General features: G+C 37.0%; 23 protein-coding genes and 2 pseudogenes. 19 read left to right on the top strand and 6 right to left on the bottom strand.

The genetic code is table 11. From position 1 onward, the window contains the following. Positions 1 to 162: 162 nt before the first annotated feature. The 8 genes and pseudogenes from AB9L17_RS14810 to AB9L17_RS14775 all read left to right on the top strand — a co-directional run. A pseudogene (locus tag AB9L17_RS14810) lies at positions 163 to 1,209 on the top strand (HAMP domain-containing protein); the annotation flags it as partial. Beyond that, complete coding sequence (locus AB9L17_RS14805) at positions 1,210 to 2,157, top strand: methyl-accepting chemotaxis protein (RefSeq protein WP_375200800.1); 948 nt, start codon at positions 1,210 to 1,212, stop codon at positions 2,155 to 2,157. Between the two features lie 96 nt (positions 2,158 to 2,253). Further along, positions 2,254 to 2,484: an acyl-phosphate glycerol 3-phosphate acyltransferase gene (locus AB9L17_RS14800; protein ID WP_068984691.1), complete on the top strand. Its 231-nt coding sequence runs from the start codon at positions 2,254 to 2,256 to the stop codon at positions 2,482 to 2,484. Between the two features lie 287 nt (positions 2,485 to 2,771). Next, a complete protein-coding gene (gene cdaS, locus AB9L17_RS14795; protein WP_083227000.1) occupies positions 2,772 to 3,392 on the top strand; it encodes a sporulation-specific diadenylate cyclase CdaS in 621 nt (206 codons plus the stop codon). A gap of 98 nt (positions 3,393 to 3,490) precedes the next feature. After that, complete coding sequence (locus AB9L17_RS14790) at positions 3,491 to 3,934, top strand: MarR family winged helix-turn-helix transcriptional regulator (protein ID WP_375199332.1); 444 nt, start codon at positions 3,491 to 3,493, stop codon at positions 3,932 to 3,934. A gap of 51 nt (positions 3,935 to 3,985) precedes the next feature. After that, positions 3,986 to 4,927: a ring-cleaving dioxygenase gene (locus tag AB9L17_RS14785; protein WP_068984689.1), complete on the top strand. Its 942-nt coding sequence runs from the start codon at positions 3,986 to 3,988 to the stop codon at positions 4,925 to 4,927. A 15-nt stretch (positions 4,928 to 4,942) separates the two neighbouring features. Further along, the gene (locus tag AB9L17_RS14780) at positions 4,943 to 5,998 is read left to right on the top strand and encodes an LLM class flavin-dependent oxidoreductase (protein WP_375199331.1); all 1,056 of its coding nucleotides are present in this window, start codon (positions 4,943 to 4,945) and stop codon (positions 5,996 to 5,998) included. 12 nt (positions 5,999 to 6,010) lie between these two features. After that, positions 6,011 to 6,577, top strand: coding sequence for an NADPH-dependent FMN reductase (locus AB9L17_RS14775; RefSeq protein WP_375199330.1), 567 nt, complete (start codon positions 6,011 to 6,013; stop codon positions 6,575 to 6,577). A 69-nt stretch (positions 6,578 to 6,646) separates the two neighbouring features. Here AB9L17_RS14775 and AB9L17_RS14770 read toward each other — a convergent pair whose 3' ends face one another. Continuing rightward, positions 6,647 to 7,672, bottom strand: coding sequence for a DUF2332 domain-containing protein (locus AB9L17_RS14770; RefSeq protein WP_375199329.1), 1,026 nt, complete (start codon positions 7,670 to 7,672; stop codon positions 6,647 to 6,649). Positions 7,673 to 7,918: 246 nt separating this feature from the next. Between AB9L17_RS14770 and AB9L17_RS14765 the strand changes: the two genes are divergently transcribed. Next, positions 7,919 to 8,800 (top strand): LysR family transcriptional regulator, encoded by an 882-nt coding sequence (locus tag AB9L17_RS14765; protein ID WP_223553295.1) that lies wholly within the window; start codon positions 7,919 to 7,921, stop codon positions 8,798 to 8,800. Between the two features lie 330 nt (positions 8,801 to 9,130). Here AB9L17_RS14765 and AB9L17_RS14760 read toward each other — a convergent pair whose 3' ends face one another. Next, entirely contained in the window at positions 9,131 to 9,226 is a 96-nt protein-coding gene (locus tag AB9L17_RS14760) for a putative holin-like toxin (protein WP_223553293.1), read from the bottom strand. Between the two features lie 393 nt (positions 9,227 to 9,619). Between AB9L17_RS14760 and AB9L17_RS14755 the strand changes: the two genes are divergently transcribed. Next, positions 9,620 to 9,907, top strand: a complete 288-nt coding sequence (locus tag AB9L17_RS14755; RefSeq protein WP_254660156.1) for an Imm51 family immunity protein — start codon at positions 9,620 to 9,622, stop codon at positions 9,905 to 9,907. Positions 9,908 to 10,140: 233 nt separating this feature from the next. On the opposite strand, the pseudogene AB9L17_RS14750 reads toward AB9L17_RS14755, so the two are convergent. Beyond that, positions 10,141 to 10,458 (bottom strand): annotated as a pseudogene (locus AB9L17_RS14750) (NADPH dehydrogenase); the annotation flags it as partial. A 749-nt stretch (positions 10,459 to 11,207) separates the two neighbouring features. Between AB9L17_RS14750 and AB9L17_RS14745 the strand changes: the two are divergent. The 5 genes from AB9L17_RS14745 to AB9L17_RS14725 all read left to right on the top strand — a co-directional run bounded on the left by AB9L17_RS14745 (position 11,208) and on the right by AB9L17_RS14725 (position 14,191). Continuing rightward, positions 11,208 to 11,636 (top strand): hypothetical protein, encoded by a 429-nt coding sequence (locus AB9L17_RS14745; protein WP_375199328.1) that lies wholly within the window; start codon positions 11,208 to 11,210, stop codon positions 11,634 to 11,636. Between the two features lie 65 nt (positions 11,637 to 11,701). Further along, entirely contained in the window at positions 11,702 to 12,028 is a 327-nt protein-coding gene (locus tag AB9L17_RS14740) for a DUF5713 family protein (protein ID WP_302621793.1), read from the top strand. Between the two features lie 218 nt (positions 12,029 to 12,246). After that, positions 12,247 to 12,753, top strand: coding sequence for an imm68 putative immunity domain-containing protein (locus tag AB9L17_RS14735; RefSeq protein WP_223553286.1), 507 nt, complete (start codon positions 12,247 to 12,249; stop codon positions 12,751 to 12,753). Between the two features lie 34 nt (positions 12,754 to 12,787). Beyond that, positions 12,788 to 13,339: a hypothetical protein gene (locus AB9L17_RS14730; protein ID WP_068984681.1), complete on the top strand. Its 552-nt coding sequence runs from the start codon at positions 12,788 to 12,790 to the stop codon at positions 13,337 to 13,339. A gap of 237 nt (positions 13,340 to 13,576) precedes the next feature. After that, positions 13,577 to 14,191, top strand: coding sequence for an Imm43 family immunity protein (locus AB9L17_RS14725; protein WP_068984680.1), 615 nt, complete (start codon positions 13,577 to 13,579; stop codon positions 14,189 to 14,191). A 157-nt stretch (positions 14,192 to 14,348) separates the two neighbouring features. On the opposite strand, the gene namA is transcribed toward AB9L17_RS14725, so the two are convergent. The 3 genes from namA to AB9L17_RS14710 all read right to left on the bottom strand — a co-directional run bounded on the left by namA (position 14,349) and on the right by AB9L17_RS14710 (position 16,574). After that, positions 14,349 to 15,359, bottom strand: coding sequence for an NADPH dehydrogenase NamA (namA, locus tag AB9L17_RS14720; RefSeq protein WP_375199327.1), 1,011 nt, complete (start codon positions 15,357 to 15,359; stop codon positions 14,349 to 14,351). 207 nt (positions 15,360 to 15,566) lie between these two features. Then, positions 15,567 to 16,370: a pyrroline-5-carboxylate reductase gene (gene proC / locus AB9L17_RS14715; RefSeq protein WP_068984678.1), complete on the bottom strand. Its 804-nt coding sequence runs from the start codon at positions 16,368 to 16,370 to the stop codon at positions 15,567 to 15,569. A 24-nt stretch (positions 16,371 to 16,394) separates the two neighbouring features. After that, positions 16,395 to 16,574 (bottom strand): hypothetical protein, encoded by a 180-nt coding sequence (locus tag AB9L17_RS14710; protein ID WP_375199326.1) that lies wholly within the window; start codon positions 16,572 to 16,574, stop codon positions 16,395 to 16,397. A 249-nt stretch (positions 16,575 to 16,823) separates the two neighbouring features. On the opposite strand from AB9L17_RS14710, the gene AB9L17_RS14705 reads away from it, so the two are divergent. The 4 genes from AB9L17_RS14705 to argH all read left to right on the top strand — a co-directional run bounded on the left by AB9L17_RS14705 (position 16,824) and on the right by argH (position 21,661). Continuing rightward, positions 16,824 to 17,813 carry an MBL fold metallo-hydrolase gene (locus AB9L17_RS14705; RefSeq protein WP_375199325.1) on the top strand — a complete coding sequence of 330 codons (990 nt, stop codon included), beginning with the start codon at positions 16,824 to 16,826 and terminating at the stop codon, positions 17,811 to 17,813. 14 nt (positions 17,814 to 17,827) lie between these two features. After that, a complete protein-coding gene (locus AB9L17_RS14700) occupies positions 17,828 to 18,577 on the top strand; it encodes an SDR family NAD(P)-dependent oxidoreductase (protein ID WP_223553272.1) in 750 nt (249 codons plus the stop codon). Between the two features lie 442 nt (positions 18,578 to 19,019). Further along, positions 19,020 to 20,213, top strand: a complete 1,194-nt coding sequence (locus AB9L17_RS14695; protein WP_068984675.1) for an argininosuccinate synthase — start codon at positions 19,020 to 19,022, stop codon at positions 20,211 to 20,213. Between the two features lie 74 nt (positions 20,214 to 20,287). Further along, on the top strand, positions 20,288 to 21,661 hold the full coding sequence (argH, locus tag AB9L17_RS14690) for an argininosuccinate lyase (protein ID WP_375199324.1): 1,374 nt from the start codon (positions 20,288 to 20,290) through the stop codon (positions 21,659 to 21,661). Positions 21,662 to 21,775 lie beyond the last annotated feature (114 nt).

Raw genomic sequence — 21,775 nt, 5'->3', positions numbered from 1 at the left:
TATCTAAGTATTTTCTCCTGATTTTAAAATGACAAAATTGTGACGATTTTTATATTATTGAAAATTATTATATTAAATTCGAAAGAAAAGTAATGAAAAACCTAAAATTGATATTGTATGATGAAATGGAAATAATCGCATATTTTAGGGGGTATTGTTGAGATGGGGAAAACAATGAAATGGAAAATGTTGCTGGAAATCATGGGCATAGTCGTAATTATTATCGGTGCATTTTCTGTTTATATTTATCAAGCAACATATAAAAGTGTAAAGAATAACGGGGAGGCGCTCGCTAATTCCATTGTTATGGGGATGGAGGGTGCTATTCAATCAAGAGAAAAAGCGGAAGAAATAATGGAAAAGGAAATGATTGCTGAATCAGTAATGGCTTCTTATATTATCGATAAAGGCGCTACATATGAAGATTTGAAGGCGATTGCTGAACGTGGAGGCATTGATGAAATATGGAGTACGGATGATAAAGGAAATACCACCGTCACTTCTGTAGCACCGACAATTGATTTTAACTTCGGTTCTGATCCAGACGGACAAGCAGCAGAATATATGCAGCTAGTAGATGGACGTGCAAAAGAAATTGTACAGAAGGCGCAAATACGTGATGTAGACGATAAATTTTACAAGTTCGTTGGGGTAAGTAGTTGGAATCCAGCAACACCTCAAATTGTACAGGTTGCTCGACAAGGACAGCAGCTATTAGATTTAGAGACTAGTATCGGTAGTGAATATTACATTGATCAGCTTAACAAATCATTATCCTCAACGGTCCTTTATGCAGCTGTCGTGAATGACAAAGGCGAAGCAATAGCAGCTACAGCAGAAAGAAATCTAGCGGATATTGGTTTTTTACCAGCTACATTTTCAACACAAAAAGCATCTGACTTTTCGGGACGTTATGATGGAACTCGTGTTACTCAATACGTAAAACCGTTATCAAATGGTACATATTTAGCTATCGTTGTTTCAAATGAAGTACTTTCACATATTTTGATAGGAACAATTATTGCTTCATTAATCGTTGTATGTGTCATTTTCATCATTACTGGATTTTCTATTTCTAAACAGGTCTCCCGAATTGTAAGTGTACGCGATTCACTTGAGGAAATTAGTAAGGGCGAAGCGGATTTAACTAAGCGAATAAATGTAAACTCTAAGGATGAGATTGGTCAATTAGTAGTATCATTTAACGGAATGATGGAAAACTTTCAATTCATAATGCGTGAATTGAAGCAGGAAGCTAGCCAAATTCAGGAGGCAACATACATAATTCAAGAAAATGCTCATCATACACTTGATTCATCTGAAATCATTCAGAAAGAATCTAGTCAGGTTGCTCAAGCATCTTGTGCGCAACAGCAAAATACAGAAGACAGCGCACTTTCAATGGAAGAATTAGCACGCAGTATCCAACATATTTCAGAATCCATTGTTGAGATTTCTACCATTTCTCGCAATACAGAAGAAAATGCGAATAATGGCTTACAAATTATGAACAAGTTACAGAAGCAATTAGTAGAAGTTAATGAAAAGACAAATCTTTCAGTAGAAAGTACAAAGGAATTAGAAAAATTATCTGGCATGATTGGTGAGTTTACAAATGTCATTACTGGAATTTCAGAACAAACAAACTTATTGGCGCTAAATGCATCTATTGAAGCGGCACGAGCTGGTGAAGCGGGTAAAGGATTTGCCGTAGTGGCAGAGGAAGTTCGCAAATTGGCAGAGGATTCAAAACTAGCGGCTGAGCGTATTTCTCAAGTTGTGATGAATGTACAAAGGGAAACAGCTAACATTGTATCAGTCATTTATTCTACTGCTGATGTATTAAATGCTGGTCGAACTATTGTCCATGAAGCACAGCAATCTTTTGAAGGCATTAACAATGATGTCCAAGTAATAGCAGATCAAGTAGATTTAGTATCGAGTACGACAGAGGAAATCGCAGCCAGCACAGAGGAAGTCACGGCTACAATGGAAGATGTATCATTATTGGCAAAACAGACTTCAGCAAGTGTCACCGATGTCGCACAAAAGGCTAAAAATCAAGCAGTAAATATGAATGAAATGACATCAATTATTGATAGGTTAAATACAACAGCAGACAATTTACAACAATCAGCAGGCAAATATAAAGTCTGAAAAATAGATAGTGAAAACAAGGATTTGGAATATTAAAGAAATATAATGCGGTTAATAGTAGATTTTCGTATAATTGAATAAAGGGGAGTGGTTTATATGAATCAGCAAAAAATGCCACCAGCACTATTACGTTTAATCGTTATTTTTCCAAATGTGCTGAGCTATTTATTACTATTTGGACTTATTGTTTTTGTTAAAACTAATTATGACACATTAAAAGCAACGGACAACTTGACGGTTTGGCTTATTTTTATCGTAGTGCTTGCACCAGCTGCTGCCTACACGACATTCAGCATTGTGAAGAAAATTCGTGCTGGCCATATGTAAGTTAAATTACAACACGTGTATTTATTAGATATCTAATAAATACACGTGTTTTTTTCTATTATTAAATTCCCTTATACGCAAGCTCTCTGAGGTATATTATTTTATTAATCTAAAAAAAGGAATCGAAAATTACGTAAAGATAATTCCACGATTCCTCTTTTCTATGTTTATCAGGTTGAAAGATGGGTGTAACTATGTTTGTTAAACAAATCTAATGCGAATAAAAAAATTCCATTTAGGGAAACTACAGAAAGGGATGTTTCACATTTTTTGAAAGGGGTGTTTTCGTGGATCCAACGAATTGCGATTTTTCACCAATGAAACAAACATTAAAGGAAGAGCTTCAGCAGGTGATTAATTCATTACAACAAAGTGTAGATGCGATGGATACTGATACAAACTGTCTTCTTGGGGACTTTGAAAAAATTAAAGAGAAGTTTGTCACGATTGAAATGAAAGCTGCAACGTTTTATTTAAATTGCTATCTTTCCCCGTTTACTGAAAAATATCCTGAGCTTTCGCATAGTGTACAAAATATGTCTGCAAGAAAACATGGTGGATTAATTGTGATTGAACGAAAGGATTCTTTAAAGTCTCTTATTCAGCCTGGTATTCATATTGGCGCAGAAGTAACACATTCCTTATTAGAAACTATTTTTTTTCCTGGAAATCCGCTTCACGATGGAGCAGTTTTAGTAAGCAAAAATTTAATTCAGTCAGCAGCCAATGTACTGCCGCTTTCAGAGAGAGATGTTGGAGAAAAGAAATTAGGCACAAGACATCGAGCAGCATTAGGGCTCAGTGAAGTAAGTGATGCGCTCGTCATAGTGGTGTCTGAAGAAACAGGGAGAATTTCGTTTGCCTTTCAAGGAAACTTATATCCAATTACTACGCATGGCATTATATAGTGTGATCTTCACACTAAAAAATATCTCGAATTCAAGATATTTTTCTTGCATGTTTATTACTTGCGTAGTAAAGTGATATTTGAAAGGAGGATGAAGCGATGAGAAAACACACACTTGGATCTCTGACATGGATTCGGATGATGCGCTTTACAAATCAAAGTAACCAGCTATCCAATGAATTTTTAAAACGCTTTGACTTAACGACTGCACAATTTGATGTCCTTATACAAATAAAGACTTATGCACCGTTAACGCAATCACAATTAGCGGAAAAAGTGACAGTCACGCAAGGCGGTATGTCTCGAATGCTTGCTCGACTTGAAAAAGAGGGACTAATTGAGCGAAAGCAAAATTGGAAGACGAAAACAATCTCGCTCACAGCTAAAGGCGAGCAGATGATTGATGCGGCGACGCCAAGTCAGCTTCACTTTCAATCCTCATTTTTTGAAGAAATATTAACAGAAGAAGAAATGAAATCTTTATATACACTTATGTCAAAAATAGAAAAGCATAGTCGTGAAAAAAAATTACCACCAGCGTGATTTTTTTACACTATCACTTGCTTAATCAAGTGAAAACAAGGAGGAAATATAATGAACAAACTAAGCGGACATCATCATATATCCATGCTAACGAAAAACGGCAAACGTAATAATGATTTTTATACAAAGATTCTTGGATTACGTCGTGTGAAAAAAACAGTCAATCAAGATTCGCCATCCATGTATCATCTATTTTATGGAGATTTAACAGGGGCGGCAGGTACAGAATTAACATTTTTTGAAATGCCTGTAGCAGGAAGAACCGTTCGAGGCACAAATGCCATCACACGTATTGGCTTACTAGTGCCAAGCTATGACAGTCTGCAATATTGGAAAAATCGTTTTCAACAGCTAGACGTTGAACATAGTGAAATTTCCACATATGCAGATAAAGATGCATTGTTTTTTGAGGATCATGAAGGGTTACGAATGGTGCTTTTAAACTACCATGGTCACGAAAAACCGGCTCATTGGCAACCATGGGACGGCTCCGAAATTCCTACAGAACATCGCATTTTAGGAATGGGTACAGTTGAAATTACAGTTCGTTACTTGCAACGAACAGTGAATTTATTAAAAGGGCTTTTTAATTACACAGTTGTTGCAGAAGGCGAGAAAGAAGCAGTTTTACAATCTATACCTGGTGAAGTACTTGGAGAAATCGTCGTTAAAGAATTAGAAGGACCGAGTGAGAAACCTGGCCGAGGTAGTATTCATCATCTTGCGCTACGTGTCGCAAACGTCGAGGAATTGCAGGAATGGGACACCAAAATTAAGGAGCGGGGCTTAGATAGTACTGGAGTAGTGGATCGTTATTACTTCCAAAGTCTTTATTTTAGAGATCGTAATGGAATTTTATTTGAAATGGCAACAGATGGCCCAGGGTTTACAGTTGATGCGGCGGTAGAGGATCTTGGTAAAGAGCTCGATCTTCCTCCATTTTTAGAAGAAAAACGTGCTGAAATTGAGGTCATTCTAGAGCCACTAGATTAAGGAGAGAGCGTGAACATGGAAAAATATCGTATTGACCAATCAAAAGGCATTGAATTTGGCTTGTATTCATTAGGTGATCATATTCCAAATCCTTTAACAGGTGAACGTATTCCAGCTCAGCAACGCATTCAGGAGCTAATTGAAGTAAGCCAGCTAGCAGAGCAAGCAGGTATTGATGTATTTGGCGTAGGTGAAAGTCATCAATCGTACTTTACAACACAGGCACACACGGTTGTATTAGGAGCGATCGCTCAAGCTACATCGACAATCAAATTAACAAGCTCGGCAACGGTACTGAGTGTCTCTGATCCTGTACGTGTATATGAGGATTTTGCGACGATTGATTTAATTTCAGATGGACGTGCAGAAATCGTTGCAGGGCGTGGCTCTCGTGTTGGCGCATATCATTTACTTGGCGTTGATTTACAGGATTATGAAGAAATTTTTGAGGAAAAATTAGAGCTGCTGAAAAAAATTAATGAAGAGGAGCTTATCACTTGGGAAGGACAATACCGTGCACCGCTTCATAATGCGCAAATTTTGCCACAACCTAAAAATGGCTCGTTGCCAATTTGGCGGGCTGTTGGCGGACCACCTGCTAGTGCCATTAAAGCAGGCTATATGGGCATCCCAATGATGTTGACGACATTAGGCGGACCAGCTGTTAATTTTAAACCTTCAGTGGATGCCTATAGAGAAGCGGCAGAGCGAAGTGGCTTTGATCCGAAAGAGTTACCGATTGCTACAACAAGCCTTTTCTATGTTGCTGATACGACGAAAGAAGCACTACAAGGGATGTATCCACATATAAATGGTGGTTTCCAAGCAATTCGTGGCGGCTGTTATCCAAAGCAACAGTTCGCGCAAGCGCCAGATACACGTGATGCCTTAATGGTCGGAAGCAAGGAACAAATTATTGAAAAGCTACTGTATCAATACGAGCTATTTGGCATGCAACGATTTATGGCACAAATTGATTTTGGCGGTGTGCCATTTGAAAAATTGATGAAAAATATTGAAATTATCGGGAACGATATTCTGCCTGCCATTAAAAAATATACTGCGAAATAAGGGGGGGACAGTATGAAAATTGTTGCACTAGCTGGTTCCATTGTCGGCTCAAAAACAAAAACAGCTATTAGTAAAGTGGTTGAAATTTTACAAGAAAAATATCCAGAGCATGAAGTATCGTTACTTGATCTTGCCGAATACAACATGCAATTCAGTGATGGACGAAATTATTTTGAATATGATGGGGATACAAAATATGTGACCGAAACAATTATGTCTGCAGATGCAATTGTCATTGGAACACCAACATTTCAGGCTTCGATTCCGGCAACGTTGAAAAATATTTTTGACTTACTACCAGTCAATGCTTTTCGTGATAAAGTGGTAAGTATAGTTGTCACAGCAGGCACATCTAAACACTATCTAATGGTTGAGCAGCAGTTAAAGCCAATTCTTGCTTATATGAAAGCACATATTGTTCCAACATATGTATTTATAGAGGAGAAGGATTTTTTGCGGAAGGAAATTGTGAATGATGACGTCCTATTCCGCCTTGAGCGTTTAGCTGAGGATACAGTGATGGTAGCTGATGCGTTTACAGCAATCCGTGCGAAAAAAGATGCGGAATATGATTTTTAGAGATTACGTATTTAATAAAGTTTAAACGCTACATGAGAGGAAATCTTATGTAGCGTTTTTCAGTGCTTATTATTTTGGGTTGGACCACTTGAACCATCGCGCATGACCATCCGGACGTTCCATGATTCGTATAGATTCTATTTCTCCTTGATCAATAAAATCTTGATGCAGTTGTGAATCAAATAAATTGTTATAACAATGATAGAGCGGTCGTTCCTTGCTTACCTCTTTTAATTGTTCGATTAATTCAAGGCGTAATTCCATTGGGATTTGATTGGCCACATGAGTATGATAGACAACTAACATTGCATCTGGATTAATATCACTACTAATTTCCTTTAAAAGTTTAATAGCATCTCCTTTCATCAGCTGTAAATTGAGCTCTTTTAAAATAGGGAGTGCTTGATTTAATAAAAGTCTTCGTTCTTGATGCTCTGGCCAAATTAACGCTTGGAGCCATCGAAGTTCTTCTTCATCATGGATATCAATAGGATTTAAATCGATGCCAATCCTTTGACAAACTACAGGAGGGTTCGTTATAGAGGCTGGCAGCGATTCTCCACGATTTTCTGAAGACAAAACGAAAGCATTCTCTGAATTAGTTATGTGAAGCTTTTCATTATAATAGTAATTGTATCGATCCATACCGAGCTGAAGTCCTGCACTTGCTCCGATTTCTATGAAGGCTAACGGTTTTTGATGACGTTCATAGATTTCTGTCATCATCGGATAAAGGTATGAACAACGGCGAATTTCATTAGTTTGGACAAGTTTCTCTTGAAATAAAGCCTTTAATTCGTCTGAATGTGACAAAACGAACGCTTTAAAAACAGGATACACTTCATTGATTGGTTTTGGCGTTGTCGTGAAGGATGGATAAAAATGAACTAATTCGTCTTTTGATGATGACAGTAAATAATGAACCCCAGCTAAAAATAAATTAGGTACAGGTTGTCCTTGAGGTACGAATGTGGCGATTTTTAACATTTCATCATCATCAGCAATTTTATTTGCTAAATGTTCATAAAGTGGACTTGAGTTTTCACATTCATTTTTTGCAAAAGTACGGAATTGTTTACTTAATTTAGCTAACATACGATTCTCCCCTTTGAAAAAAATTAATTTATCTAATTTAGAGTTTATTATTATTGGATAATTTAGTAAATTAAATATAGTTAATGAAGTTGATTAAAAACATTAATTTCTTTCAGCGGATGTTCAAACATCCGCTGAAAGAAGTTAAAGCCTCCGGCGGATGTCAAGGAATCGGCTTTGTGCAAGCACAAAGCCGATTCCGGACGCAATTATGCCGAGGCATAATTGATCGAAAGAGGTGCGGTTTTGGATTATAAATGGATACAGTCTTTTGTAGTAGCAGCTAAATATTGTAATTTTCGAGTGGCCGCAGAAGAATTACATTTATCGCAGCCAAGTATCACAGTCCATATTCATCAGTTAGAACGATCTTTGAATGTAAAATTATTCAAACGTGAGAAAAATCGTGTGCAATTAACGGAGGCGGGAAGGCTCTTTCTAATAGAAGCTCAGCAAATCATCTCTCAATGGGAAAAAAGTATTGAACGTTTTCAGTTAGCAACGAAAGGAATTAAAGAAAAGCTAGTTATTGCCATGACCCCTTTAATGGTGGAAACAATATTGCCTCATGTTATTTATCAGTTTATCAATGAAAATCCTTCTATCGAAATATCTATTCTAGTGGAGGAATCAGCAAAAATTGAAGATTTAATCCATAATGACAAGGCACATATTGGTATTTCTTTATTGCCAACTCATTATCGACATTGGCGTCAAGAGCTTGTAGTAGAGAGTCCTTTAGAATTGGTTATTCCACTGGATGCTTGTGATGATGAGACAGGAGCTTATATTGATTATGAGGAATTATTTCAAACCTACACGTTATTTACGCACCATCATCCGACTATTTGGGGGGATTTATTACATAAAATACAGGAAAAATATGTAGTTACCAAGCAAGTTTCCATATCTCAATCTTATGTCGTAAAGCGCTTAATAAAAGATGGGCTCGGTATATCATTTTTGCCACGGATGATTGTTAGAAGAGAGCGTATGGAAGGGCGGTTTAACATCGTTCCTTTCGATGAAATAGATTTGCCTAGTGTTCCTGTTTATCTTTTTTATAAGGATTCTGTACAAGTTCCAGAAGAATTATTAAGTTTATTTCAAACGAGGGATTATTTGTGAGATTTTTATAAATGTAATTAAGTTTTATATAGTATGAGAGATATATTTTAAAAAGGCGTGATTGTATTGAGAATTTTAATGGTCGAGGATCATGAAGATGTAAATGCAAGGTTAAAGGAATTGTTTGAGCAAGCAGGTTTAGCATAGATACTGGGTAATAGGGGTATAAATTCTTGAGAAATAAAAGCGATGTGTTATAATAGGGGTAAGAAAAAGACCGTATGGTGCTGTAACACCATGCGGTCAAGTAACAAAACAAACGCTTTTAGAGCGATTGGCAAGAGCGAAAGTAAAAGCACTTTAACCCTGCTTAGGTTTGAAAGGGTGCTTTTACTTTTTTTGTGAAAAAGTATATGACAATGCAAGGATAGCTATAATTAAAGTACCGAGACCAATAGCTATGTTTAATGCTTCATATGTTGTCATAAGCAATCCCTCCTTTCTCTCCTAGAACTAAATAGCAAAATTTGAATTAGGAGTAGTAGAGAAGATCGCCAATCACCCTTAAATACCTTTATTCTGTTACTCTTTAATTATACCATTTCTTCTATCATTATCATAACTTTGCTATCTCTTACTAGATTCTAATTCCTCTAACTGATTAGTTATTCTCTTCTTCGATTTATTAAACTTTATCACTCATTAACTCAATTCATTATTCTCCAATTAATTCATATTTGCCGACATGATATGGTCTAAGGTAAATTCTATCTCTTAAACTAGGTAATAATGTAGTTTTAAGTATTGTGATTATCATGTGCTCGGTGAAAGTGAGAGGTTTCAAGGTTCAAAAAAATTTTATTTTGATGGTGGCTTAAGATGAATTTTATTAATGATAAACAGATAATAGCTCCGTTTTTTTGGGTGGATCGTGAGAGTGATTCTGCGTCCTTGTGTTTTTATGTAGGTGAATATAAGCAAGAGCTTTTTGATACACGAGCTGATGAGGAGTTTGAAGGAGGAGGTTATGATTGGGAATCTTTGGCGATTGTCTTTCTTGAAGAAAAAATGCCCGAATTAAAAGGAATTGTCAAGTTTGATTCCGAAGCTAGTATGTTTTGTGCTTATTCCTCAGAAAGCGTTAGAGAAATTTGCTATTTCATTTAATAATACATGTGAAGATGAATCTACTATTACGGATTTATGTTCTCGTGCAGAATTATTGGATTAAAGGTATTATTTTCAGATTGTTTAAGATTTTATAGGGCGAAACATGCGCCAGTGAAGGCAATTGATAAATAAATAAACAAATTCCTCTATATTAAAATGAAAACAGCTTGCTAGCATAAATCAACAAGCTGTTTATTCTTTTTTGATGAGTGCCCGTATACCGTTTATTTTTACCAACCTCGTACGTATTGCACTGGAGGTTTCACTTCTTCTCCTAATTCCTTGGCAGCATGTAGTGGCCAATAGGGTTCGCGAAGAAGAACACGTGCTAAGAAAATTAAGTCAGCACGATTATTTTGTAAAATTTCCTCAGCTTGGATGGCTGTCGTAATAAGGCCGACTGCACCAGTTGGAATATCAGCACCGTGCTTTATCGCTTCAGCATGAAGCACTTGGTAGCCTTGAAAAACATGCATATGTGCTTGCACGACACCACCTGTAGAAACATCCCCTAAATCGATACCCTGTGATTTCATCCAACGACTGAATTTGTAATAATGGTAGCCAAGAAGCTTATTGCATTTTGGCTATAAGAATACATAAAACGTTTACAGCGAAAACAAAATGTAATAACTTTTGTGGAAATATAAAACTATTTATGGTAATTATAGTATATGTAGTGAGGATTACGATAATGGCGATTTAATAACTTTAGGTAAACCTAAAACAATTTGGATTGGACTTGCATTAGGAGAAAAGGAAATCTTAATTGATGAGAATGTTAACTGCCTCCGGTTACGGAATTTGTTTATTTTCATTAGACGTATTAGAAGATTTTAAAATAAAGAAAAAGTTAGGTCAAAAAAGCTTTTAAAAAAGGTTTAAAAAATTTTCAGGATAATCATATTCAATATTTATCTTCAAAATGAATTAGAAAGTTTTAATGATCATGCGAAGATGAAAATTATAACTTTAATGTTGCGAATATAGTTTAAATCATAGGTTAGTATGATTCTAAGAAACTGATAACACATATACTAAAAGTTTAAAGAATAATCCGACTGGCAAAATAGATAAGAAAGGTTGATGGAATGTTAAAAAGGTTTAGCTGGAAGAAAAATGATATACATTCAATTCAATTAAAAGATAATTTATATATCATTTAAAAGATAATTTATATATCATTGCTCAATTATTAGAAAGTCCATATGTTGCATTTTTTAATATCTCGAGTGAAAGTAATAATTTTAACGAGAAGTCACTTGACTTAAATGATTTAAAACCTTTTGGGGTATGTATGGTTTTAAACGCGTTTTTTAAAAAGTGTTCTGTCGGAAAGGTAAAAAATGTAAAACCTAACTTGAATATCCCTATACCAGAGATTTTTATTAGTAGTGACAGAGGACAGTGGGGAAAGCAATCGGAATTTAGTGATGATGAACTTATATATAATTTGGTGAGAATTGATCCCACAGTCGGTGATAAGGGTCTTATGGGTAATGAAATTATCCAATATAATATCAATAGAAATGACCTGGGAATTTTAGATAACTATGAAATTGTTGGATACAACACTGGTTATGAATTTGTACGTCGCTTAATTTTATCTTTTGAGAATAGCCGTTGGATCGATCCATTAAAAGAACAGCGATTGCTTGGTAAAGATAACTATCCATTAAAAACAGTAGAAGAAATGTGGCGCTCTGGGGTTCCAAAGTATGAATAGGTGAAAATTTTTCTAAATAAAAATTGGCTTAGATTTTATTTTTTATATCAAAGGGAGGAAATGTTTTGAAGAAACTTGATTCTGAATTCAAATATTTAGTGGATATGTACGAAGATCCTTTTTTTCCAACGTTTTTAGTGGATAAACTGAAATTACATATTGTTAAAGTAGTTCATTTTATTGAGGAGAGCACTCATACTGTAGAAGCGATTCAGGAAAAGTTAGACGAAATGACTATAGCTATCAATGAGCTACAAAATGAGTTTTATGAAAATGACAGTGAAATAGAAACGTTTGCACGGGATTCAATCGGAGTAACAGTAGAAGATATTTTACAATATTTTGAGATTGATATCGATATTGAAGAAGCTCTTAGAGAACGCGATTGGTGAAAAATTGGTATAGGGTCAGCTTACTCTTGATTAGTAATCATATTGAGAGTGAGAAAGCTTCTGAAAACTGAAATTCATTTACGCCTTTTCCGAAATAGGAAAATATAAGAAAACTTTATCTATATTGCCACGATACGCAAATAGAATGGCGAAAACAATTACAACCAGTTTTCCCAATTTGCTAAACAAACAAGACTTTGGAAGGGGATAGAAAAGCGATGATGTACATTGAGCGATGGTGGGGAGAATATATTGGCGGAACCGACGATACATGCACTTTAATCGACTATTTAGTTGACAGAGAATTTGAGTCGGATATTCCAACAGAAATAAACGTTAAAAATATTTTTCAAGACTTTCAACTGAATAATGCTCGGGAAATAAAAGACTTACGCCAAACGAAAGACATTTACTTTATTAGAGAAAAAGGTTTTTTTCAAGATATAGGCTGTGTGATCAATTTGATGATGGATATTACGGCTATTATTCTGGAATGTCAAAAAAACGGTAAGGTTCATCTAACGGATTTAGCTGGCGGCATCATGGACAAAAATGCTGTTATTTCTTTAAAAGTGGAAAAAGAAGAACTGGCTTTGTTGAGGGGAATATTGGACGACTTTATTCATCACCCTTTAAGTTATGATTTGGCGGAGTTTTGCCCAGAAGATGATATGAGAGAAATTGCAAAGCAATGCAAGGAGATTATTACAGAACTAAACATGTAAAATCACAAATAAGAATTCCTCGAGAGGTGTCACTATGAGTATTGGATTGAATGAGATATGGAATGGAAAAATCCCTGCAGATGAAATGAATTTAGCGGAATTATCCGATAAAATATGGGAGATCGGCGAACTGGATGCCATCCAAGAGAAGGTGTCGCCAGAGTTATTTCAACTTCACATCGCCATCAATATGATTGGTAACTGGCAGTGTGATGGTTGGGACGGTATTATCGCGTATCAGCCGCATCTCGTGCCGTATATTTCCGAGGTTTTGGCGAAATTTGGCTTGCAGCATTTGCATCATGCTTTTGACGAAGTTATTGCGATTTTCCCAGATTTCATTACATTTAAGGATGATTCACTTTATTGTGAAATGATCAACTTCCTACATAATATGCGACTTAAGGTAAGTAACGAACGTTTGAACGCGTATACGCAAGAAGAGCGTCAAGCCATGGTGACGCAATATCAGGAAAAGCTCAATCAATTGGATAAAATGACGGGACCTCTTTGGGGATATGGTAGCCCTATGGACGGTTGGGCCATCATCTTTGAATATATACAAAAAATAGAAAAGTCTATATAAAAAGCGCTTCGGAAAAACAGCTACAATAGAAACTATAGATGACATATTAAGAATCATTTTTGTGGGAACTAAATTAGAGAAGTGAATTAGGCTTTTGTTTTCACCAAATTGAAACAAGTGTAAAAAATATACTGAATCTCTACAAAGAAATCTAAGTAAGAAAATTACTTCTGAAAAAATAAAAACTAAAACACCAAGTGATAGAATATCTTAAATGAAGGGAATGTCGTTTTTAATATGGGAAATACATTTGCGATTTTCGGAAAAGAAGGTATATTCTGTCCCACTTACCTAGAAGGAATAATACATACAGAATTTTTTGAAAAAAATCCTTTTGAAGCAAGAGACTCTGATGCTGGGGAATGGAGAACCTCAAGAAATATTATGACAGAGTTACCTGAGGAAATATGGTTTGTTACAAAAGATATAAAATATGATTTTGATTTACGATGGGGGGGTGGTGGATTTTTTGCATCGTTAGATTTTCTAAACCTTTTGCAGAAATTTGGAATTAACAATTTTCAATACACTAAATTGTATATGGTGAACAAGCATAAAAAAAGCATATCGTCAAAGGATTATTTTTATGTACGATTTTTCGATAAGTTGGAAAATGTTATAGATATGGAAAAATCAAACATTGAATTCTATAAGCAAAATGGACATCTTAAAAAAATATGGGATTTACAATTGAAAGATACAATTACTTTTCCTGAAGTGTTTCTAATTAATAATATAAAACTTTACAGCGTGATGTTTTGTTCAGAAGAATTTAAAAAAGAAGCTGAAAAACTTAAATTGAAGGGTATTACCTTTGTCCCTTCAAATGAAGCTGGTGTGTATAAACCTTAGAGTTAGTGAAAGAGCTACGTGCCGCAGCAAGTACAAAGAATACTTATCTATTGAGTCAATATGATCGAATCGCCGCCGATGTGGCCTTATTAAAATGAAAAACAGCTTGTTGCACAAGCTGTTTTTTTATGGGGTATAGTAAATATACCGTTTATTTTTACCAACCTCGGACGTATTGCACTGGAGGTTTCACTTCTTCTCCTAATTCCTTGGCAGCATGTAGTGGCCAATAGGGTTCGCGAAGAAGAACACGTGCTAAGAAAATTAAGTCAGCACGATTATTTTGTAAAATTTCCTCAGCTTGGATGGCGGTCGTAATAAGGCCGACTGCACCAGTTGGAATATCAGCACCGTGCTTTATCGCTTCAGCATGAGGTACTTGGTAGCCTGGAAAAACATGTATATGTGCGTGCACGACACCACCTGTAGAAACATCCACTAAATCGATCCCCTGTGATTTCATCCAACGGCTAAAGACGATAAAATCTTCCATTGTAGTGCCATCCTCTGCATAGTCTTCAGCGGAAACACGCACAAGTAATGGACCCTCCCAAACACTACGAATAGCATCAATGACTTGACGAAGGAAGCGATAACGATTTTCTTGAGAGCCACCGTATTGGTCATTGCGTTTATTCGTTGCTGGTGATAAAAATTCACTAATTAAATAGCCATGTGCTCCATGTATTTCCAGTACATCAAAGCCTGCTTTCGCTGCTCGAATAGCTGCTAGCTTAAATGCTTCTACAATATATTCAATATCTTCTAAAGTCATCTCAGTTGGTGTTTTATAAGCATCGCTAAATGCTATGGCTGATGGTGCAAATATTTCTCCCTCTACAGTTGCTTTACGGCCAGCGTGTGCAAGTTGTATGCCGGTTTTTGCCCCGTACGCCTTCATGCCTTGAACTAATTGGCTTAACCCTTCGATATGAGCGTCATCCCAAATCCCAAGATCGTTACTAGATATACGCCCCTCTGGAACGACACCGGTAGCTTCGACAATAATTAAACCTACTTGACCAGCCGCTCGCGTTGCGTAATGTACTTGGTGGAATGGTGTGACCAGCCCATCATCCTGTGCTGAGTACATACACATCGGTGCCATAACAATACGATTTTTTAAAGAAATAGTTTGTAATTGATAAGGTTCGAATAATTTAGTCAAAATAAAGCCCCCTAATTCCTAGTAATATACTTTACCCCGCATTAACGTGCAGTAATACGCCCACCTCAAAATTTTAGCAAAAGCAAAGAAGTTAGTTAAATGGGAGATAAACTGTCCGTAAAAGCCCGATTCGTTCAACTAATAATTAGTGGGGGAATGAAGAAAACCCCCACTGATTAAAGTTTCACTTTATTTTGCACTCATTACTTAACTATTTGCAAGTGAACGAGATCTCGCCTCAGCTTCTTTAATACATGCTTCAATGGCCTCATTAAATTGATATTGTTCAAGTGCCTTAATTCCGGCTTCCGTTGTGCCACCTGGACTTGTTACTTTTCGACGCAATACATCAGGCTCGTCAACAGATTGCTTCAACATTTCCGCAGTGCCAGCAAGTGTTTGTGTCATTAATAGTCGTACAGTATCCTTTGAGAGCCCGACCTTTGTACCGACGCGTTCAAAAGCCTCCATTAAATAATAAATATAAGCTGGACCACTACCTGAAAGGGCCGTTACCGCATGTAATTGATCCTCATCCACCTCAATGACTGAACCAACCGCCTCTAAAAGCTGTAAGAAAATTGAGCGCTGTGCAGCTGTAACTTTGTCATTAAATGCAATCCCACTTGCAGACATCCCAATCGTGGCAGAAGTGTTAGGCATAACGCGTGCGACTGGACGGGCACCTAAATGTTCTGTAATAGTAGTAATAGCAATACCTGCTAAAATTGAAAGAACGGATGATTGCTCTGTAATTTTAGGCTTTAACTCACGCATCGCTGCCACGGCATCCTTAGGTTTCATAGCTAAAATGATTAAATCAGCCTGTTGATAAATATCATGGCTAAAATTGCAATTTACACCATATGTGTCGTGTAAAAAATGTAAACGTTCTTTGTCTGAGCGATTGGTGACGTAAATTTCTTGTGCTGTAAATACCTTTTGTTTAATCCAGCCCTGAATCAATGCCTCTGCCATAGAGCCTGCACCAATAAATAGTATTTTTTTCATGATTAAAACCTCCAGTTCTCAAAATCAATTTCGCCTTGGCGTAATTGTAGCTGACGCTTCGCTTTCGCACACAGAAACGATTTGTAGCTGACGCTTCGCTTTCGCACAGAAAAAATTTGCTGAAAGAAGATAAAAAAGCGTTTTCGTCCTTATATAGAAGGACGAAAACGCTATTGTTTCCGCGGTACCACCTTTGTTTGCCAATTGGCACAACTCACAGCCCTTTTATCGCAAGGGAGACGGTTATGTTTTCATAACTGCTCAGAAGTAGGTTCGGTAATGGGAGCGGGTGATGTTACTTTCAGCAAATGTAACACTCTCTAAACACCTTCACCAAATACGTACTTGGCTTCATCAACGCACAAAAATAATTTGATTATTCAAAATTATATTGATAATACGTCAACCTGTCAACAGAAGGATGACGAACAGAAGAAAAACTTGTAAAATAGAATGAATCGGTATTCACTAGTTGCACAAAAGGGGGAAACAGCTTTGTCTATATTCAAAATAGAAATACCAACACCCTATGAAGTAGGAGATGTCAATGCTTTTGTTGTAAAAGGCGATGCATTGACAATTTTTGATGTAGGTCCAAAAACAATGGATGCCTATGATGCGCTAAAATGGGGTATTCGCGCAGCGGGCTTTGATATGCGAGATATTGAACAGGTTGTGTTAACCCACCATCATCCTGATCATGCAGGTTGGGTGGATGCCTTTCCACATGCAGAAATTTTAGGGCATGCCTATAATGATAAGTGGCTTCGTCATGATGAGGAATTTTTAAATTACCATGAGCAGTTTTATAGTGAACGCTTGTTTGAGCACGGTGTTCCTAAACAATATATCCAAACAAATGTACATGTACGTCGTGAATTAGAGCTTGTAGGTGAACGACCATTAACACAAGTTCTATATGATGGTGATGAAGTGCCAGGACATCCGGGATTAAAGGCAATTGAAACATTGGGTCACGCACAAAGCCACCTCATCTTCTGGGATGAAAAATCTCATCATGTCATTGGTGGAGATTTATTGCTTGAAAAAATAACGCCAAATCCATTAATTGAACCACCATTGGATCGGACAATCGGGCGTACGAAATCGATACTACAATATAATGAATCGCTTGAAATTTTACGTCGATTACCAGTAAAAACGATGTATACAGGTCATGGTGCGGAGTTAGAGGATATTCCTCATTTAATTGATAAACGACTAGAACGCCAACATCAGCAATCTCTGAAAGTTTGCGAATTATTTGAGGACGAACCATTAACTGTCGTGCAAGTAACGAAACGCTTATATCCGGCAATTTTTCAGCGTCAATTTGGATTGACACTGTCCAAAACGCTTGGCCATATAGATTACTTAGAAGCAAACAATTATATTACATCGACGAAAACCGAAGAAGGTATCTATTTATATAAAAGGAAGTAGGTTTATACAAGAAAATGAATAAAAAGACGATCTTCGTTACAGGTGCAACAAGTGGTGTAGGATTGAAAATTACAGAATTATTAGTCGCACAAGGTCATACGGTTTATGCAACAGGACGCAATACAGTGGCATTGAAAGCATTAGAACGGGTAGGCGCCAACGTGATCCAAGCAGATCTAACTAATTTAGCAACAATAGATGAAGTATGTGCACAGCTACCGCCTCTTGATGTAGCTATTTTATCAGCCGGGGTAGGTAAATTTGGCATTGCACCTGACTTATCAGATGAAGCTATTAGACAAATGGTAGAGTTAAATGTCAGTGTACCGATGTATTTAGCAAAACGTCTTGCAGCAGCAATGATACAACGTCAGCAAGGTCAGTTAATCTTTATTGGCTCACAAGCTGGGAAAGTAGCGACACCGAAGGCCAGTGTCTATGCTGCAACAAAGCATGCGATTGTCGGCTTTACAAATGGTCTTCGCATGGAACTGGCTCCGTACAATGTTAAAGTTACAGCGATACATCCGGGTCCAATCGATACACCATTTTTAGATAAAGCGAGTGATGAAAGTGGCTATCGAGAGTCTTTAGGAAGATTTTTATTAACAGCAGAAGAAGTGGCGCAGGCTACTGTAAAAACAATTGAACGCCCTGTGCGAGAGGTAAATTTACCAAGAATCATGGGGTTATCAAGCAAGCTTTATGCGATCGCGCCTGCAACAGTTGAATTTTTAGGCAAATCATTTTTCAATAAGAAGTAACGAAAATCTCAATAAAATAATTTTAATCAAACTGTAAACATACTTAAGTAAGAATTGAGTGTGTTTACAGTTTTTTATTTTTGTTAAAACATATGCCATGTTTATAGGTTGATTGGAGTGAAGGCTGGACGTCCTCAAAAAGCGCACAGCAGGAACGGAAATCAACCCCGTTATGGTGATGGACCATTTACTTTCCTAAAATTTATATTATATACATTCATGTAGCGAGTAAAAAATCGTTTTTCCGAGTGAAAATATTCACAGTTTGTACAATGGCTGAAAGTGTAGGAATGACTTACTTTTTACAATAAACATAAAAGTCTATAAATTTATAAAAATACACTTGTTTTTATTTTTATAACATGATACTATTCGTGTATAAACTTTTAAGTGAATGTATAAAAATACATACCCTATAGAGCAAATTGGAGGCGCATTTGTTATGGCAAATAAAAAAGTAGTATTAGCATACTCAGGCGGTCTTGATACTTCGGTAGCAATTCCATGGTTAAAAGAACAAGGTTGGGACGTTATTGCAGTTTGTCTTGACGTAGGTGAAGGTAAGGATCTTGAATTTGTAAAAAATAAAGCTCTTCAAGTAGGAGCTATTGAATCATATATGGTAGATGCGAAGGATGAGTTTGCTGAAGAATATGCATTAATTTCATTACAAGCTCATACTTGGTACGAACAAAAATATCCACTAGTATCGGCACTTTCTCGTCCATTAATTTCTAAAAAATTAGTGGAAATTGCAAACCAAGTAGGTGCGGACGCAGTAGCTCATGGTTGCACAGGTAAAGGGAATGACCAAGTTCGTTTCGAAGTTTCAATCAAAGCGTTAAATCCAGACTTAGAAGTATTAGCACCTGTACGTGAGTGGGGCTGGAGCCGTGATGAGGAAATCGAATATGCAATGAAACATGATGTACCGATTCCTGCAACGTTAGATTCACCATTCTCTATCGACCAAAACTTATGGGGTCGTGCAAATGAAGCGGGCGTAATGGAAGATCCATGGGTATCTCCACCAGAAGAAGCATATGGTTTAACAGTTTCTGTAGAAAATGCTCCAGATGAAGCGGAATACGTAGAAATTGAATTTGTTGCTGGTAAGCCAGTATCTTTAAACGGTAAAGAAATGAAGCTTGCTGATTTAATCCAAGAGCTAAATGCAGTAGCTGGAGCACACGGTGTTGGTCGTATCGATCACGTAGAAAACCGATTAGTTGGTATAAAATCTCGTGAAGTATACGAAATTCCAGGAGCAAAAGTGCTATTAACGGCTCATAAAGAGCTTGAAGACTTAACGCTTGTAAAAGAGTTAGCACACTTCAAGCCAGTCATTGAGAAAAAATTATCTGAATTAATTTATGATGGTTTATGGTTCTCTCCATTACGTGTAGCACTGGAGTCATTCCTTGCTGAATCACAAAAATTTGTAAATGGAACTGTGCGTGTGAAGCTTTACAAAGGTCATGCAATTGTGGAAGGACGTAAATCTCCAAATTCACTTTATAGTGAGAAGCTAGCAACATATTCTAAAGAAGACCAATTCAACCATGCTTCAGCAGTAGGCTTTATCGAATTATGGGGTCTGCCAACAGTAGTGAATTCTTCTGTTAATAAAAAATAATTTTGACAAGTAAGGTGTAGTGTAGCATTGCGCTGCACCTTTTTGATCAGTCATGAAGGAAAAGGTGAGCTGTTATGACAAAACTTTGGGGCGGACGTTTCCAAAAATCAGCAGAAGCATGGGTGGACGAGTTCGGCGCATCGATTGGCTTTGACCAACAGCTTGTTCTAGAAGATCTAGAAGGTAGCATAGCGCATGTTACGATGCTTGGCGCAACAGGAATTTTACCAGCTGCTGACGTAGAGGCAATTCTCGGTGGCCTTGCACAATTACAAGAGAAAGCAATCGCAGGAGAGCTTGAATTTACAGTTGCCAATGAAGATATTCACTTAAATCTGGAAAAAATGCTCATTGATTTAATTGGTCCTGTAGGTGGTAAGCTTCACACAGGCCGTAGCCGAAATGACCAAGTAGCAACGGATATGCATATTTTCTTAAAGAAGCGTGTGAAGGAAGCAATCGGTTTAATTGAAACATTCCAAAAAACATTGCTAGAAAAGGCAGAAGAGCATGTGGAAACGATTGCTCCAGGCTATACACATTTACAACGTGCACAGCCAATCTCATTTGCTCATCACTTAATGGCCTATTTCTGGATGTTAGAGCGTGATAAACAACGTTTTACGGAATCGATGAAGCGTATTGATATTCTGCCTTTAGGTGCAGGAGCAATGGCTGGTACAACTTTCCCAATCGACCGATTAAAATCAGCGGAGCTTCTAGGCTTCAGCGAAGTTTATGCCAATTCCATGGATGCGGTAAGTGACCGTGATTTTATCGTTGAATTTTTAAGCCATTCATCATTATTAATGGCGCATTTATCTCGTTTTGCAGAGGAAATTATTTTGTGGTCAACAGACGAATTCAAATTTATCGAATTGGATGATGCCTTCTCAACAGGTTCTTCCATTATGCCTCAAAAGAAAAATCCTGATATGGCCGAGTTAATTCGTGGAAAAACAGGACGTGTATACGGTAACTTAATGGGCTTATTAACAGTCCTTAAAGGAACACCGTTAACATACAACAAAGATATGCAAGAAGATAAAGAAGGTATGTTCGATACCGTCCATACAATTCTTGGTTCCCTAAAAATCTTTGAAGGTATGATTCGCACAATGACTGTCAAGACAGAGCGTTTGCACCAGGCAGTACACTCTGACTTCTCCAATGCTACGGAGCTTGCAGATTACCTTGCAACAAAAGGTATGCCTTTCCGTGAAGCACATGAAGTGACAGGAAAACTTGTATTCACATGTATCCAAAAGGGCATCTATTTATTAGATTTACCGCTTGAAGACATGAAACAAGAAAGTGATCTGATCGAAGGGGATATTTACGATGTATTAGCGCCTGAAGCAGCCGTTCGTCGTCGTCATTCATTAGGTGGTACAGGATTTGATCAAGTAATAACCCAAATTGAAAAAGCAAAAGCTTGTCTCGCATAACCATTACCTTAGCGTGCATGTCCTCGTGACTTTTGCATAGATATTCATTAAAGCTGTCCAGTGAGGCACTATGAAAACCATTATCCTTTTTCGTCAGAGCCAGAGGGTGAGACG

The sequence above is a fragment of the Lysinibacillus sp. RS11 genome (assembly GCF_042019215.1).
In the GTDB taxonomy this organism is placed as follows: domain Bacteria; phylum Bacillota; class Bacilli; order Bacillales_A; family Planococcaceae; genus Lysinibacillus; species Lysinibacillus xylanilyticus_A.
This window is presented reverse-complemented; position numbering and strand designations above follow the sequence as displayed.

What these genes read in the sequence shown, in the direction of transcription:
- AB9L17_RS14805 (WP_375200800.1), top strand. Translation starts at nt 1,210, where the DNA reads ATGATGGAAAACTTTCAATTCATAATGCGTGAATTGAAGCAGGAAGCT.
- AB9L17_RS14800 (WP_068984691.1), top strand. Translation starts at nt 2,254, where the DNA reads ATGAATCAGCAAAAAATGCCACCAGCACTATTACGTTTAATCGTTATT.
- AB9L17_RS14790 (WP_375199332.1), top strand. Translation starts at nt 3,491, where the DNA reads ATGAGAAAACACACACTTGGATCTCTGACATGGATTCGGATGATGCGC.
- AB9L17_RS14785 (WP_068984689.1), top strand. Translation starts at nt 3,986, where the DNA reads ATGAACAAACTAAGCGGACATCATCATATATCCATGCTAACGAAAAAC.
- AB9L17_RS14780 (WP_375199331.1), top strand. Translation starts at nt 4,943, where the DNA reads ATGGAAAAATATCGTATTGACCAATCAAAAGGCATTGAATTTGGCTTG.
- AB9L17_RS14775 (WP_375199330.1), top strand. Translation starts at nt 6,011, where the DNA reads ATGAAAATTGTTGCACTAGCTGGTTCCATTGTCGGCTCAAAAACAAAA.
- AB9L17_RS14770 (WP_375199329.1), bottom strand. Translation starts at nt 7,672, where the DNA reads ATGTTAGCTAAATTAAGTAAACAATTCCGTACTTTTGCAAAAAATGAA.
- AB9L17_RS14760 (WP_223553293.1), bottom strand. Translation starts at nt 9,226, where the DNA reads ATGACAACATATGAAGCATTAAACATAGCTATTGGTCTCGGTACTTTA.
- AB9L17_RS14755 (WP_254660156.1), top strand. Translation starts at nt 9,620, where the DNA reads ATGAATTTTATTAATGATAAACAGATAATAGCTCCGTTTTTTTGGGTG.
- AB9L17_RS14745 (WP_375199328.1), top strand. Translation starts at nt 11,208, where the DNA reads ATGGTTTTAAACGCGTTTTTTAAAAAGTGTTCTGTCGGAAAGGTAAAA.
- AB9L17_RS14735 (WP_223553286.1), top strand. Translation starts at nt 12,247, where the DNA reads ATGATGTACATTGAGCGATGGTGGGGAGAATATATTGGCGGAACCGAC.
- AB9L17_RS14730 (WP_068984681.1), top strand. Translation starts at nt 12,788, where the DNA reads ATGAGTATTGGATTGAATGAGATATGGAATGGAAAAATCCCTGCAGAT.
- AB9L17_RS14725 (WP_068984680.1), top strand. Translation starts at nt 13,577, where the DNA reads ATGGGAAATACATTTGCGATTTTCGGAAAAGAAGGTATATTCTGTCCC.
- proC (WP_068984678.1), bottom strand. Translation starts at nt 16,370, where the DNA reads ATGAAAAAAATACTATTTATTGGTGCAGGCTCTATGGCAGAGGCATTG.
- AB9L17_RS14705 (WP_375199325.1), top strand. Translation starts at nt 16,824, where the DNA reads ATGAATCGGTATTCACTAGTTGCACAAAAGGGGGAAACAGCTTTGTCT.
- AB9L17_RS14700 (WP_223553272.1), top strand. Translation starts at nt 17,828, where the DNA reads ATGAATAAAAAGACGATCTTCGTTACAGGTGCAACAAGTGGTGTAGGA.
- AB9L17_RS14695 (WP_068984675.1), top strand. Translation starts at nt 19,020, where the DNA reads ATGGCAAATAAAAAAGTAGTATTAGCATACTCAGGCGGTCTTGATACT.
- argH (WP_375199324.1), top strand. Translation starts at nt 20,288, where the DNA reads ATGACAAAACTTTGGGGCGGACGTTTCCAAAAATCAGCAGAAGCATGG.